The sequence below is a fragment of the Pseudooceanicola lipolyticus genome (genome assembly GCF_002786325.1).
GTDB lineage: Bacteria > Pseudomonadota > Alphaproteobacteria > Rhodobacterales > Rhodobacteraceae > Pseudooceanicola_C > Pseudooceanicola_C lipolyticus.
The window spans coordinates 11,689-26,139 of record NZ_PGTB01000019.1; the positions used below are offsets into that span (position 1 = coordinate 11,689).

Sequence of the window (14,451 nt, forward strand, 5' to 3'; positions counted from 1 at the left end):
CGGTTCTCCCCAGCCACCTTAGAACTGTTCTAAACTGTACGGCGTCGATCGCCGTTCGTCTGGTGCAGATACGCATTGGCGGCGGAAACGTCAATGATCTCGCCAAGATGGCGGGTGCGGAGGGCAAAAAATGAAGCTTTCGACAAAAGGCCGCTACGCGATGGTTGCGCTGGCCGATATCGCCTTGCAGCCGGCAGACTCCCTGGTGACACTCGGCGATATCGCCCAGCGTCAGCGGATTTCCTTGCCCTATCTCGAACAGTTGTTTGTAAAATTGCGCCGGGGCGATCTGGTGAAATCGGTGCGCGGGCCGGGCGGCGGCTATAGCCTGTCGCGCCCGGCGTCAGAGATTCGGATCGCCGATATCCTCGCCGCGGTGGATGAAAAGGTCGACGCCATGCACAAGGGGGCAGGCGCGTCCGGCGGCTCTTCCGGCAGCAAGGCGCAATCGCTGACCAACCGGCTGTGGGAATCACTCAGCGCCCATGTCTACGTCTTCCTGCACCAGACCAGCCTGGCGGATGTGGTCGGCAACACGCTGGCGCCATGCCCCGCCGTGCCCGGCTTGTTCGCCGTGGTAGATGAATGAACCGGGTTTACCTGGATCACAACGCCACCACCCCGCTGCGCCCCGAGGCGCGGGCGGCGATGGCGGCGGCGATGGATGTCGCCGGCAACCCGTCTTCGGTCCATGCCGAGGGGCGGGCGGCCAAGGCGCTGATCGAGCGCGCACGCGCGCAGGTGGCGGCGGCCTTCGGCGCCGATGGTGCCGACGTGATTTTCACCTCCGGCGCAACCGAGGCGGCGGCGCTGGCCTGTGCCGGGCGCGGGCTGCACGGCGCCGAGGTCGAACATGACGCGGTGCGTGCCTGGGTCGAGACCGACCTGCCGGTCGAGCCTTCGGGCCGGGTCGGCGTAGCGGATCCGGCGCATTCGGTGCTGCAAATGGCCAATTCGGAAACCGGCCTGCTGCAGGAGTTGCCGCAGGGGTTGGCGGTGACTGATGCCACCCAGGCCCTGGGCAAGCTGCCGGTTGCCTTTAACTGGTGCGGCGCGGACATGGCGCTGATCTCGGCGCACAAGCTGGGAGGCCCCAAGGGAATCGGCGCGCTGGTGATCCGGCGCGGCACCGACCTGGCGGCACAGATCCGCGGCGGCGGGCAAGAGATGGGCCGCCGGTCGGGCACCGAGAACGTGATCGGCATCGCCGGTTTCGGCGCCGCAGCCGAGGCGGCATCCCGCGATTTGGCCGCCGGAATCTGGACCCGGGTGGAGAAATTTAGAAATATTCTAGAATCATGTCTTGAGGCTGGGTCAAAGAAGATTATTTTCGTCGGGAAAGACTCACCCCGTTTGCCCAACACCTCGTGCTTCGTGGTGCCGGGCTGGAAGGGGGAGACGCAAGTCATGCAGATGGACCTGTCCGGGTTCGCAATCAGCGCCGGGTCCGCCTGTTCCAGCGGTAAAGTGCGTGCGTCGCGCGTGTTGCGGGCGATGGGCTTTGATGAGACGGCGGCAGCAAGCGCGGTCCGCGTGTCGCTGGGTCCGCAGACGACGGAAGAGGATGTGCTGCGTTTCGCGGAAACGTGGCTGGAAAAAGAAAGAAAGCATCACGCGCGCGCCGCGTGAGTTCAGGAGAGCGATATGCCTGCATTGGATCGCACGGAAGTTAAGGAAGGCGTCGACCAGGAGACCGTCGATGCGGTGCGCGAGGTCGGCGGCGCCTATAAATACGGCTGGGATACCGATATCGAGATGGAGTTCGCCCCCAAGGGCCTGACCCCGGATATCGTCCGCCTGATTTCCGAGAAGAACGAAGAACCCGAATGGATGACCGAATGGCGGCTGGCCGCCTATGATCGCTGGCTGACCAAGGAAGAACCCGACTGGGCGATGGTCGACTATCCGCAGATCGATTTCCAGGACCAGTATTACTATGCCCGTCCGAAATCGATGGAGGTCAAGCCGAAGTCGCTGGACGAGGTCGACCCCAAGCTGCTGGCCACCTATGAAAAACTGGGTATCCCGCTGAAGGAACAGATGATCCTGGCCGGCGTCGAGGGCGCCGAGGATGCGCCCAGCGAAGGCCGCAAGGTGGCGGTGGACGCGGTGTTCGATTCGGTCTCGGTCGGCACCACCTTCCAGAAGGAGCTGAAGAAGGCCGGGGTGATCTTCTGTTCGATCTCCGAGGCGATCCGCGAACATCCCGAGCTGGTCAAGAAATACCTCGGCAGCGTCGTGCCGGTGTCGGACAATTTCTATGCCACGCTGAACAGCGCCGTGTTCTCGGACGGCTCGTTTGTCTATGTGCCGCCCGGCGTGCGCTGCCCGATGGAACTGAGCACCTATTTCCGCATCAATGCCGAAAACACCGGCCAATTTGAACGCACGCTGATCATCGCCGACAAGGGCTCTTACGTCTCCTACCTCGAAGGCTGCACCGCACCGCAGCGCGACACCTCTCAGCTGCACGCCGCGGTGGTGGAAATCATCGCCGAGGAAGATGCCGAGGTGAAATATTCCACCGTCCAGAACTGGTACCCCGGTGACGAGAACGGCAAGGGTGGCATCTACAACTTTGTCACCAAGCGCGCCGATTGCCGAGGCGACCGCTCCAAGGTGATGTGGACACAGGTCGAAACCGGCAGCGCCGTGACCTGGAAATACCCTTCCTGCATCCTGCGCGGCAATGACAGCCAGGGCGAATTCTATTCGATCGCCATCACCAACAACTGGCAGCAGGCCGATACCGGCACCAAGATGATCCACCTGGGCAAGAACACCAAAAGCCGGATCGTCTCGAAGGGGATCAGCGCGGGCCACGCGCAGAACACCTATCGCGGGCTGGTCTCGATGCATCCCAAGGCGAAAAACGCGCGCAACTACACGCAGTGCGACAGCCTGCTGATCGGCGACAAATGCGGCGCGCATACGGTGCCTTACATCGAGGTCAAGAACAACACCGCCCGCGTCGAACACGAGGCAACCACTTCGAAAGTGGATGACGACCAGCTGTTCTATTGCCGCTCGCGCGGCATGGACGAGGAAGAGGCCGTGGCCCTGGTGGTCAACGGTTTCTGCAAGGACGTGCTGCAGGCGCTGCCGATGGAATTCGCCATGGAGGCGCAGCAGCTGGTGGCGATCTCGCTGGAGGGGTCGGTGGGCTAATGTCGGCGGCACCGGACAGACCCCGGCGCCGTGCGCGCCCCGTGCTCGGCCATCCGGGCCGGATGGAACGTGGCGCGGTGGAATTCGCTTCGATCTTCGTGGCCTATTTCGCGATCATGCTGGGTCTTTTGTTTCAGGACGAGCTGGCAGTCGAACTGGCCGAGGCGGGGTTGATCCGGGAAAATACGCGGGAAAGCGCGGAACTGGCCATCGGCCTTGTCCTGATCCTGTGCTGGTCGGCGCTGACAGTGATTTTGATACGTTTGATCAACGCGATAAAGGCATCTGCTCATTCCACGCGCAAAGGGGATGACGGATGATCATCACCACAACGCCTTCGGTCGAAGGCTATCAGATTGCCGAATACAAGGGCATCGTCGTGGGCGAGGCGATCATGGGTGCCAATGTGGTGCGCGATGTCTTCGCGCAGATCACCGATATCGTCGGCGGCCGCTCGGGCGCCTATGAAAGCAAGCTGCAGGATGCCCGCGACACCGCGCTGCGCGAGCTGGAACAGCGCGCCGGCGAAATGGGCGCCAATGCGGTGGTCGGGGTCGATCTCGATTACGAGGTGGTCGGCCAGTCGATGCTGATGGTATCGGCTTCGGGCACCGCCGTGGTGATCGGCTAGCGCAGGAGCAGGGGTTCATGGCGTTGACGCCTTGCCATGTCAAAGGGGCCACGGCCCGTACTCTGATTACCCCGGTTCTGCCGCATTGGGGCCACGTTCGCGCGCAAACCTCGCGCCGGATTTGGCAGCCAGGGCAGGATCGCGATGTTGGATTCGGACCGTCAGAAACAGGAATTCCAGGCGCGGGTTCAGCGCATCCAGACCCGGTTGCTGGAAGAGCAGTCCGGCAAGCAGCGCCCGGCAACCCGGCTGACCCATATGCCCGCCGCGCCCAAGGCCGCGATGAAGCCGCGCCGCAGGATCCCGCTGGGCGGAACCCTCGCGCTGGTGCTCGGGCTGGCTATATTGCTGGGGGCCAATGTCACCGCCTTTCAGGCTGGCAACGCGCCGACCGGGTTTTTCGCCCGCGCCCTGGCCAGTGCCGGGCCGCTGCCGATCGCGGGCGCCATGTTGTTCGTGCTGATGATCGGGCTGGGGATGCGCGACAAGCCGCATGTCATCGGTCTGGCCCTGGGGCTGCCGCTGATGTATTTCGGCGAACCCTACCTGGCCTGGCTGGCGCCGGAGCTCTGGGTGCAGATGTATTCGGCCGATCACGTCGACACCATGCTGATCCAGGCCGGGCTGCGCGCCCCGCCGGTCGTCCCGCTCTGACCACCGCCGCATCCGCGGCGTCGCAAATGACATCCACCTATGTGCCCCGTTGGCGATCCGGCCCGCGGGGACGATCTGTTTGAAAGAGAGAATAATGCTGGAAATCAAGAACCTGCACGTAAAACTTGAGGAAGAGGACAAGCAAATCCTGAAAGGCGTCGACCTCTCGGTCGAGGCCGGCAGCGTGCATGCCATCATGGGGCCCAACGGTTCGGGCAAGTCGACCCTGTCCTACGTGCTGTCAGGCCGTGACGGTTACGAGGTGACCGAGGGCAGCGCCGCGCTGGAAGGGGTCGACCTGCTGGAGCTGGAGCCGGAAGAACGCGCCGCCGCCGGCCTGTTCCTGGCCTTTCAATACCCGGTGGAGATTCCCGGTGTCGGCAACATGACCTTCCTGCGCACCGCGGTGAACGCCCAGCGAAAGGCGCGCGGCGAAGAAGAGATGAGCGCGACGGATTTCCTGAAAGCCGTCCGCGCCAGGGCCAAGGATCTGAAGATCGACGCCGAGATGCTGAAACGCCCGGTCAATGTGGGCTTTTCCGGCGGCGAGAAAAAACGCAACGAGATCCTGCAGATGGCGATGCTGGCGCCGAAGATGTGCATCCTCGACGAAACCGACAGCGGCCTGGATGTCGATGCGATGAAACTGGTCTCCGACGGCGTGAACGCGCTGCGCGACTCGGGGCGCGGCTTCCTGGTTATCACGCATTATCAACGGCTTCTGGACCACATCAAACCCGACGTCGTACATATCATGGCGGATGGCCGCATCGTGAAGTCCGGTGGCCCGGAACTGGCGATCGAGGTCGAGACCAACGGCTATGCCGACATCCTGAACGAGGTGGCGTGATGGCCCTGGCGGAACGCAGACTGACGGCCACCGAGGCCCGGCTGGCGCCGCTGCACCTGCCCGAATCCGGCTGGACCGGCGAGGCGCGCAAGGCTGCGCTGGCGCGGCTGCGCGCCATGGGCCTGCCCGAGCGGCGCGACGAATACTGGAAGTTCACCCGCCCCGACACGCTGGTGCAGCCCGAAGCGCCCACGGCGCAGCTGTTCGACAGCGACGAGGGTCCGGTCTTTGGCGGTCTCGACCGTCTGTGCATCGTCTTTGTCGACGGCGTGTTCGACCCCGAGGCCTCGGACGACCTGGCGCTGGAAGGGGTCAAGATCGAACGCCTGGCCGAGGTCGGCACTGCCGATATCCACTGGGCGCGCGACCTGTACGGCACGCTGGAGGAACGCGGTCAAAACCCGGTCCAGCGCCCCTTTGCCGCGCTGAACACCGCCTTTGCCACCGATGGCGTGCTGATCCATGTCACCGGCAAGCCCAGCAAGCCGATCAACCTGGTCTACGCCCATCGCTCGACCACGTCGGACGCGATGCTGCACAATGTGATCCGGGTCGAATCCGGCGCCGAGGCAACCATCCTGGAAAGCGGCCCGGCGGCGGCGCGGTTCAACAATTGCACCGAGGTCGACATCGCCGATGGCGGCGCACTGCATGTGGTGCGCAGCCAGGGCCGCGACCATGAACGGCGCGCGGTGACCCATATCTTTGCCCGTCTCGGCGCGGAATCGGTGCTGAAAACCTTTACCCTGACCGCCAATGGCGTGCTGACGCGCAATGAATGCGTGGTTGAACTGACCGGTGACAACGGCATCGCCCATATCGCCGGCGCCTGCGTCGGCGATGGCGATTTCCACCATGACGATACCGTTTTCATCACCCATGACGCGGTCGGCTGCGAAAGCCGGCAGGTGTTCAAGAAGGTGCTGCGCAACGGCGCCACCGGGGTGTTCCAGGGCAAGATCCTGGTGAAGAACGGCGCGCAGAAAACCGACGGTTACCAGATCAGCCAGTCGCTGCTGCTGGATGGCGACAGCCAGTTCCTGGCCAAGCCCGAGCTGGAGATCTATGCCGACGATGTCGCCTGTTCGCATGGCTCGACCAGCGGTGCCATCGACGAGGACGCGCTGTTCTACCTGCGGTCGCGCGGGGTGCCCAAGGCCGATGCCACCGACCTGCTGACCCTGGCGTTCCTGGCCGAGGCGGTGGACGAGATCGAGAACAAGGACCTGGCTGAAGATATGGTCTCGCGGCTCAGAAACTGGCTGGCACGGCGGCGATAATGCCGGTGACCGCGGACATCACGGCCACCTACCGGGGGCCGGGCCGGGTGATCGACCGCCTGCTGGCGGCCGGTCAGCGCGAGGATCGCGCGCTGGTCATCCTGATGGCCTTCTGCGTGCTGATGTTCGTCGCGCAAATGCCGCGCCTGGCGCGCGAGGCGCATCTGGGCGGCGGTGATCTGAACATGCTGCTGGGCGGCGCGCTGATGGGCTGGATCTTCATCGCGCCGCTGGCGCTGTACCTGCTGGCGGCGCTGTCGCATCTGGTGGCGCGGCTGTTTGGCGCCAGGGGCAGTTGGTACGGAGCACGGCTGGCGCTGTTCTGGGCGCTGCTGGCGTCGTCGCCACTGATCCTGCTGCACGGGCTGGTCGCCGGCTTCATTGGCAACAGCCCGGCGCTCAGCCTGGTTGGTGCGCTGTGGCTGGGTGTGTTCGCCTGGTTCTGGATCGCCGGTCTGATCCGGGCCGAGCGGGGGGCCGCGTGATGCTGCCCGATCCGTCTCGGCTGGCGGTGCTGACCCTGCGCGACCCGGCCGAGGCCGCGCGCCAGATCCTCGACCTGAACCTGCCGCGGCAGGCGCTGTGGCTGGCGCTGCTGCTGATGGCGGTGCTGCAATCGCTGATCTTCGCCCTGTCCGACCTGATGACGCCGGGGCCGACGCCGTTCCCGGCGCTGTTCGGCTCGCCGATCCGCTTCATGATCGTTTCGGCGCTGATGCTGGTGCTGACCGTCTATGCCATCTTCTGGGCCGGGCGGGCGCTGCGCGGCAGCGGCGCGCTGGAAGACGTGATGGCGCTGGTGGTCTGGTTGCAGGCGCTGCGCGTCGCGGTGCAACTGGCCGGGCTGCTGCTGTCGATGGTGATTCCGCTGCTGGCGGTGCTGCTGCTGCTGGCGGCCAGCGTGCTGGGGATCTATATTCTATTGCACTTCATCAATCAGGCGCACCGGCTCGACTCGATTGCCCGCGCCGTCGGTGTTCTGGCTGTGGCGCTTGTCGGGCTGCTGTTCGGCCTGTCACTGCTTCTTGCCCTGCTGGGCGTACCCGCGATGGGAAATGCCGGATATGTATGACGTCGAAACCATCCGCAAGGATTTCCCGATTCTGTCGCGCCAGGTCAACGGCAAGCCGCTGACCTATCTCGACAATGGTGCCTCGGCGCAGAAACCGCGCGCGGTGATCGACGCGGTAAACACCGCCTATGCCGAGGAATATGCCAATGTTCACAGGGGGCTGCACTTCCTGTCTAATCTGGCGACCGAGAAATACGAAGCCGTGCGCGGCACCGTCGCACGGTTCCTGAACGCCGGCGATCCCGACCAGATCGTGATGAACACCGGCACTACCGAGGGCATCAATACCGTCGCCTATGGCTGGGCGATGCCACGGATGACCGCCGGCGATGAAATCGTGCTCAGCGTGATGGAACATCACGCCAATATCGTGCCCTGGCATTTCCTGCGCGAACGCCAGGGCGTGGTGCTGAAATGGGTCGATGTCGATGCCACCGGCGCGCTGGATCCGCAGGCGGTGATCGACGCCATCGGCCCGCGCACCAAGCTGGTCGCCGTCACCCATCTGTCCAACGTGCTGGGCACCCGTGTCGACGTGAAGGCGATCACCGAGGCCGCCCATGCCAAGGGCGTGCCGGTGCTGGTCGATGGCAGCCAGGGCGCGGTGCACATGCCGGTCGACGTGCAGGAGATCGGCTGCGATTTCTACGCCATCACCGGGCACAAGCTGTATGGGCCGTCCGCCTCGGGCGCGATCTATATCCGCTCTGAACGCCTGGCCGAGATGCGCCCCTTCATGGGCGGCGGCGACATGATCAAGGAGGTCAGCAAGGACAATGTGACCTATGCCGACCCGCCGATGAAGTTCGAGGCCGGCACCCCCGGAATCGTCCAGACCATCGGCCTTGGCGCCGCGCTGGAATATATGATGGGCCTGGGGATGCAGGACATCGCCGCGCATGAGAACCGGCTGCGCGATTACGCGGTGACCAAGCTGTCGGGGCTGAACTGGCTGCAGCTGCAGGGCACCACGCCGGACAAGGGGGCGATCTTCTCGTTCACGCTGGAAGGCGCCGCGCATGCCCATGACATCTCGACCATTCTCGACAAGAAGGGCGTTGCGGTGCGTGCCGGGCATCATTGCGCCGGGCCGCTGATGGACCATCTGGGCCTGACCGCGACCTGCCGGGCGTCCTTCGGGCTCTACAACACCGAGGCCGAGGTCGACCGTCTGGTCGAGGCCCTGGAACTGGCGCACGAGCTGTTTGCCTAGGCCGGGCAGGGCGGCACTGCCCAAGGATTGACCGGGCACCGGGCAAACTTGCCGGAAAACGACAAAGCCCGTGTCGCTTTCTGTCCATTCCGGGCCGGACCTGTTATGCCCGGCGGCATCTGCCACAGAGACCGGAGAGCTGTATGAACGCCCTGACCGAAGCCGACCAGATATCCGAAATTGCCTTTGGGTTCATGGGATCGAAAGCGCTGTTCGCGGCGCTGCAATCGGGCGTTTTCACCGCGCTGGAAGGCGCGCCCGCCGATGCCGCCACCCTGGCACAAAAGCTGGGGCTGCATGTCGATCGCATGACCACGCTGCTGACGGCGCTGGCGGGGCTGGGGCTGGTGACGGTCAGCGACGGCAAGTTCGCCAACTCGCCCGCCGCCTCGGCCTTTTTGGTGAAAGGGGCGAAATACGATTTCGGCGATTACCTGCGGCTGCAGGTGGGCAAGCAGATGTATGGTCTGCTGGACCAGATCGAGGACGTGCTGACCGAGGATCTGGGCGAGGACGCCACCACCAGCTATGCCGACTGGTTCTCGGACCCGGCCGAGGCGAAACTCTATTCCGAAAGCCAGCACGCCGGCTCGCTGGGCCCGGCACGGCAACTGACCCGCGCGCTGGATCTCTCCGGCGCCCGCAAGATGCTGGATGTGGGCGGCGGTACCGGTGCCTTTGCCATCACCTTCTGCAAGGCGCAGCCGGACCTGGCGGCGACGATTCTGGAATTCCCCAATGTCGCCGCGCTGGGGCGCAGCTATGTCGAAAAGGCGGGCCTTGGCGACCGCATCCAGTACCAGGAGGGCAACGCGCTCGAAGCCGACTGGCCCAAGGGACAGGATCTGGTGCTGATGTCCTACCTGTTCTCCGGCGTGCCGGGCGAGGAACACGAGCGCCTGATCCGTCAGGCGTATGAGGTGCTCAATCCCGGCGGCCGGGTGCTGATCCACGATTTCGTGGTCGATGCCGACCGCACCGGTCCCAAGCTGGCCGCGCTGTGGCAGTTGCAGCATACCGCCTTCACCCCCGAAGCCCGCTCGCTCGACGATGCCTGGCTCGGCCAGGCCCTGGGCGCCGCCGGCTTCGAACAGGTCAAGGTCGGCCCGATGATTCCCGAGATGACCATGCTCGCCGAAGGCCGCAAGGCAGGTTGAAGCCTGGGCCCGGACAGCGCCACCCAAGCCGGGCGTCGCTGTCCGGCAACGGCCACCGCACCGGGCGGTTTTTGCATTGCGGCGCGCCCGGCTTTGCCCTATACGCCCCGCACTGGCACCCGTAGCTCAGCTGGATAGAGCGCTGCCCTCCGAAGGCAGAGGCCAGAGGTTCGAATCCTCTCGGGTGCGCCAATACCTCGGTTTAAGAATCTGGAATCACTGGACAATCGGATGTCTTCCGGTGGTATCCGCATTGCTCCCATCCGGATCGAATTGCTGACGGTGCACCGAAATCACTGTGCGTCGCGGCAACGCCAGGCGGCGCGCCTGTTTGTGTGCGGCGGAATTGAAGGGCCGCACTTTGCCGATCATGTCCTTACGGACGAAGGCGTGCGTTGCCCTGCCAAGCGCCGGGAGCGCGTCCGCGGTGTCACCAAGATGACTGTTGGCGATGCGCGCGAACGCTGGGCTTTGCATGGCCTTCGCCGGTGCGAAAGCCATGCTAGGGGCGCCTCACACCGCCGCCGAAAGCAGCGGATCGACGGCTTGCCCCGTCATTCGGGGGTGCGACCGACCCAGTAGGTCATGAACCCAAGCAGGTCGCCTTCGATATACTGGTCATAAGAGATTCCGTGGTCGGCGGTGGGGTAGATGACCACTTTGGAATGGCCATAATTGCCGGCCGACAGGTAATTGGCACAGTTCCCGGTATTGTTATATCCGGTGCTGAACGGCGCGTTCCTGCCGTAATAGAAATCGCGGTAGCCCACGATATTCAGCACCGGGTCGCCGGACCGTGCCCCGACTTTGGCGAAATCGGTCATGTAGCCGGGCTCGCAGGACCAACTCAGGATCATCCGGCCCTTGAACTCGCGCCCACTGTAGCGCGCGGCGGCATGACCGCCCTCGGACACGCCCAGCAGATACATCTCGCCCGGTGCGAGGAACGCCGCCTGTGACAGCGCGGCGGCAGCCTGGGCGATTTCGGCCTGGCGGATGGCGCTGATGGTTTCATACACGTCCTTGGGCACAGGCGAACTATAGGTCGGCCGCTCCCCGATGGCATGGGCATCGGGCGCGACGAAGACATACCCCGCCTCGGTCAGCCAGTCGGCATAGGCATAGTCCCACTTCAGGCCCGGCACGCCATCGACCTCTTCGAAGGCAGAGCTGGACCCGTGCATGTAGACCACGACCGGCGCAGTGGCGCCCTCGACAAAGGTAAGGTTGGCGAGGTCTTCGTAATAGCCAAAGAAATCCGCGTCACCTTCGATCAGCGCAGCAGGCACGCCGACCACCGCCCGCTGGAGGCTCTGGCCAAACTCGGGATAGGTCTCCAGCATCGTGGCCGGATCGATCTGTCCCAGATTGGTGTGCTGGGCCGAAAGGGGCTCCGCGGAAATTGCCGCCAGGCAGATCGCGGCAAGGGTCTTCTTGGTATTTTTCAACGTACAATCCTTTGTGAAATAGGTCTTTTCTGCGTCTTGCCCGCAATTCATGGCGCGCGCTGCCTGGCCCCGCAACGATGATGGCGCCAGGCGCCGCGTCTTGCCCCGGCGCGCGCCCCTGAAAATGCATAAGCTTCTGTCATGCCTCGATTTTCGGCGTTTCTTGGATCACGCGTGAGAGGCGAAAAGTGCACCGCCAAAGAAATGATCGCAGGGTCCAAACGGGGTGCGCCATTGCACCCCGGTACCTCACGCCTTGGTGGCCTTTCGGATCCGTTGTTCTCGCATTCTGGCGGCAGCGGCGAGGCAGAGCACCAGGAAATCGGCTTCGGTGATCTCCTCGGTCTCGCAATCCCGATCCCATTCGATCTTCGACAGGTAGCTGTTGGCGAATTTCAACGACTGGGTGGCCGGGTCGAAAATCTGTGCGCCGGCTTTCAGTCCAGTGCTCCGCACCGCCAGTATCCTGACCGGCGTAGCGATGTAGAGGTAATGCCCGTAGGGGAAATATTCTGGCCCCGGATCGAAGCTGCGCCGGTAATGGGCCAGCATCTGCGCCTTGTATTGCGGGCTGTACCCGGCAAGCGCCGCCTCGGCGCGGGCCAGAATGCACTTGCGCCAGGTCTCGTGGCGCCGCTTCTCCGGGTTGTCGCGTTTGACCATCTTTGACCCCCATCCGCAAGCCAGCTTACCACAAGTGTCGCTCCGCGTTGCCATGGGGCGTCGGGGTCAGCTTCCGCTGGCGTGGCTCAGGTCAATACCCGCCGCAGCCCTTCTTGCACTTTCAGCAGGGCGGGCAGGAAAGTCTCGGTTAGGTCCGACGCCTCGGCCTGGACCGCCGCGACGCCGGTGTTCAGTGCCGCCACCACCCGTCCCCGTACCGAGATCAGCGGCACCGCGATGGCGCGCAGGCCGATTTCCACTTCCTGATCGATCAGCGCATAGCCCTGGCTGCGGATGCGCGCCAGTTCGGCCATGACTTCGTCCGGGCTGGTCAGGCTGTAGGCGGTGCGCGGGCTTAGATCCGATCGGTCCAGCAGGGCGCGCGCCTCGGCCTCGGGCAGCGCCGCCAGCAGCACCCGGCCCATCGAGGTGCAATGTGCCGGCAGGCGCGAGCCCGGCATCAGGCCGATCGACATCACCCGGCGCTGCGCCGCGCGGGCGATATAGACGATCTCGGTCTCGTCCAGCAGACTGACCGAGGTGGATTGTCCGATCTTCTCCGAAGCCTGGTCCAGCCAGGGCTGCACCACCTGTGCCAGCGGCAGCGCCGCCAGCGCGCCGATGCCCAGTCGCAGGATCCGCGGTGTCAGGGTGAAGAATTTTCCGTCGAAATCGGCATAGCCCTCGTGATGCAGGGTCAGCAGACAGCGCCGCGCGGTGGCGCGGTCGAGTCCGGTTGCCGTCGCCACCGCGGTGATCGACAGGCGCGGGGTCTCGGCGCCGAAGGCTTCGATCACGCGCAACCCCTTGGCAAGCGAGGCGATATGGTCGGTCTTGTTCACCATGCGCGCAACTAGTGGCGTCTATTGAACAAAAGTCAATATGTGCGCGATTGCGCTGTTCACCGCGCTGTCCGGCGCTAGGCTGCGGCGACGATTGCAGGGGCGACCGCGATGGAAAATCGGTTGCCCCGCTCGGCCAGGGTGATGGTCGCATCCGGCGATGCAAGGCGGGGCTATACCTCGCCCGCGGGGGCCGATATCCAAGCCAAGCCCTTGAATACAGACGGCCCTGCGGCCAGGCATAACGTGACGGAGTTCTGACATGACCGACGCCTTTATCTGCGGCTATACCCGCACCCCCATCGGCCGCTATGGCGGCGCCCTGTCCTCGGTGCGCGCCGACGATCTGGCGGCGATCCCGCTGCGGGCGCTGCTGGCCGCCAATCCAGAGCTGGACCCGGCGCAGATCGACGAGGTGATCCTGGGCTGCGCCAATCAGGCGGGCGACGACAACCGCAACGTCGCGCGTATGGCGGTGCTGCTGGCCGGGCTGCCCGACAGCGTGCCGGGCACCACCATGAACCGGCTGTGCGGGTCGGGGATGGATGCGGTGATCACCGCCGCCCGCGCGATCCGCGCCGGCGAGGCGCAGATGATCATCGCCGGCGGCGTCGAAAGCATGTCGCGCGCGCCCTTCGTGATGCCGAAGGCCACCAGCGCGTTTTCCCGCAGCAACGAGGTGTTCGACACCACCATCGGCTGGCGCTTTGTCAATCCGCTGATGAAGGCGCAATACGGCGTCGATTCGATGCCGGAGACCGCCGAGAACGTGGCCGAGGATTTCAACATCAGCCGCGAAGACCAGGACGCCTTCGCGCTGCGGTCGCAGCAGAAGGCCGCCGCCGCCCAGGCCAGCGGTCGCCTGGCCAGCGAGATCACACCGGTCACCATCCCGCAGCGCAAGGGTGACCCGATCATTGTCGAGCGGGATGAACATCCGCGCGAAACCGCCTTGGAAAAACTGGCCAAGCTGCCCGCGCCCTTCCGCGCCGGTGGCACCGTCACCGCCGGCAACGCCTCGGGCGTCAATGACGGCGCCGCGGCGCTGATCATCGCCTCCGAAGCGGCGGCCAAGGCCAATGGCCTGACCCCGATCGCCCGTATCCTGGGCGGCGCGACCGTGGGGGTGGCGCCGCGCATCATGGGTTTCGGCCCGGCGCCCGCGTCGAAAAAGCTGATGCAGCGGCTGGGGCTGACGGCGTCCGATTTCGACGTGATCGAATTAAACGAAGCCTTTGCCTCGCAGGGGCTGGCGACGCTGCGCGATCTGGGCATCGCCGATGACGATCCCCGCGTGAACCCCAATGGCGGCGCCATTGCGCTGGGCCATCCGCTGGGCATGTCGGGGGCGCGGATCACCGGGACCGCGGCGCTGGAACTGATGGTCAAGGATGGCAAGCGGGCGCTGTCGACCATGTGCATCGGCGTCGGGCAGGGCATCGCCATCGCCATCGAACGGGTCTAGGCAGCGCC

At 64.7% G+C, this 14,451-nt stretch carries 17 protein-coding genes and 1 tRNA gene; 14 read left to right on the top strand and 4 right to left on the bottom strand.

What is annotated here, in order from left to right:
* The first annotated feature begins 130 nt into the window (after positions 1-130).
* The 13 genes from iscR to CVM52_RS08050 all read left to right on the top strand — a co-directional run bounded on the left by iscR (position 131) and on the right by CVM52_RS08050 (position 10,217).
* Positions 131-589, top strand: coding sequence for a Fe-S cluster assembly transcriptional regulator IscR (gene iscR / locus CVM52_RS07990; RefSeq protein ID WP_100161985.1), 459 nt, complete (start codon positions 131-133; stop codon positions 587-589).
* Entirely contained in the window at positions 586-1,629 is a 1,044-nt protein-coding gene (locus tag CVM52_RS07995; RefSeq protein WP_100161986.1) for a cysteine desulfurase family protein, read from the top strand. The genes iscR and CVM52_RS07995 overlap by 4 nt, the downstream gene beginning before the upstream one ends.
* A 15-nt stretch (positions 1,630-1,644) precedes the next feature.
* Positions 1,645-3,168, top strand: coding sequence for a Fe-S cluster assembly protein SufB (gene sufB / locus CVM52_RS08000; protein WP_100161987.1), 1,524 nt, complete (start codon positions 1,645-1,647; stop codon positions 3,166-3,168).
* Complete coding sequence (locus CVM52_RS08005; RefSeq protein ID WP_133119810.1) at positions 3,168-3,488, top strand: hypothetical protein; 321 nt, start codon at positions 3,168-3,170, stop codon at positions 3,486-3,488. The genes sufB and CVM52_RS08005 overlap by 1 nt, the downstream gene beginning before the upstream one ends.
* Positions 3,485-3,799, top strand: a complete 315-nt coding sequence (locus tag CVM52_RS08010) for a heavy metal-binding domain-containing protein (RefSeq protein WP_100161989.1) — start codon at positions 3,485-3,487, stop codon at positions 3,797-3,799. Before CVM52_RS08005 ends, CVM52_RS08010 begins: the two co-directional genes overlap by 4 nt.
* A gap of 144 nt (positions 3,800-3,943) precedes the next feature.
* Complete coding sequence (locus tag CVM52_RS08015; protein ID WP_100161990.1) at positions 3,944-4,453, top strand: hypothetical protein; 510 nt, start codon at positions 3,944-3,946, stop codon at positions 4,451-4,453.
* A 94-nt stretch (positions 4,454-4,547) separates the two neighbouring features.
* Entirely contained in the window at positions 4,548-5,303 is a 756-nt protein-coding gene (gene sufC, locus CVM52_RS08020; protein WP_100161991.1) for a Fe-S cluster assembly ATPase SufC, read from the top strand.
* Entirely contained in the window at positions 5,303-6,583 is a 1,281-nt protein-coding gene (locus CVM52_RS08025; RefSeq protein ID WP_100161992.1) for a SufB/SufD family protein, read from the top strand. Before sufC ends, CVM52_RS08025 begins: the two co-directional genes overlap by 1 nt.
* Positions 6,583-7,068, top strand: coding sequence for a YIP1 family protein (locus CVM52_RS08030; protein ID WP_100161993.1), 486 nt, complete (start codon positions 6,583-6,585; stop codon positions 7,066-7,068). The genes CVM52_RS08025 and CVM52_RS08030 overlap by 1 nt, the downstream gene beginning before the upstream one ends.
* Positions 7,068-7,655: a YIP1 family protein gene (locus CVM52_RS08035; RefSeq protein WP_100161994.1), complete on the top strand. Its 588-nt coding sequence runs from the start codon at positions 7,068-7,070 to the stop codon at positions 7,653-7,655. The genes CVM52_RS08030 and CVM52_RS08035 overlap by 1 nt, the downstream gene beginning before the upstream one ends.
* Positions 7,648-8,868: a cysteine desulfurase gene (locus CVM52_RS08040; protein WP_100161995.1), complete on the top strand. Its 1,221-nt coding sequence runs from the start codon at positions 7,648-7,650 to the stop codon at positions 8,866-8,868. The genes CVM52_RS08035 and CVM52_RS08040 overlap by 8 nt, the downstream gene beginning before the upstream one ends.
* 143 nt (positions 8,869-9,011) lie before the next feature.
* Positions 9,012-10,025, top strand: coding sequence for a methyltransferase (locus CVM52_RS08045; protein ID WP_100161996.1), 1,014 nt, complete (start codon positions 9,012-9,014; stop codon positions 10,023-10,025).
* Between the two features lie 115 nt (positions 10,026-10,140).
* Positions 10,141-10,217 (top strand) — tRNA-Arg (locus tag CVM52_RS08050).
* A 24-nt stretch (positions 10,218-10,241) separates the two neighbouring features.
* On the opposite strand, the gene CVM52_RS08055 is transcribed toward CVM52_RS08050, so the two are convergent.
* The 4 genes from CVM52_RS08055 to CVM52_RS08070 form a co-directional block, all read right to left on the bottom strand.
* Positions 10,242-10,526, bottom strand: a complete 285-nt coding sequence (locus CVM52_RS08055) for a hypothetical protein (protein ID WP_100161997.1) — start codon at positions 10,524-10,526, stop codon at positions 10,242-10,244.
* 53 nt (positions 10,527-10,579) lie between these two features.
* Positions 10,580-11,473 carry an alpha/beta fold hydrolase gene (locus CVM52_RS08060; RefSeq protein WP_133119811.1) on the bottom strand — a complete coding sequence of 298 codons (894 nt, stop codon included), beginning with the start codon at positions 11,471-11,473 and terminating at the stop codon, positions 10,580-10,582.
* 249 nt (positions 11,474-11,722) lie between these two features.
* A complete protein-coding gene (locus tag CVM52_RS08065) occupies positions 11,723-12,136 on the bottom strand; it encodes a hypothetical protein (RefSeq protein ID WP_100161999.1) in 414 nt (137 codons plus the stop codon).
* An 86-nt stretch (positions 12,137-12,222) separates the two neighbouring features.
* Positions 12,223-12,981, bottom strand: coding sequence for an IclR family transcriptional regulator domain-containing protein (locus tag CVM52_RS08070; RefSeq protein WP_100162000.1), 759 nt, complete (start codon positions 12,979-12,981; stop codon positions 12,223-12,225).
* 259 nt (positions 12,982-13,240) lie between these two features.
* Between CVM52_RS08070 and pcaF the strand changes: the two genes are divergently transcribed.
* On the top strand, positions 13,241-14,443 hold the full coding sequence (gene pcaF / locus CVM52_RS08075; protein ID WP_100162001.1) for a 3-oxoadipyl-CoA thiolase: 1,203 nt from the start codon (positions 13,241-13,243) through the stop codon (positions 14,441-14,443).
* Positions 14,444-14,451: the final 8 nt, after the last annotated feature.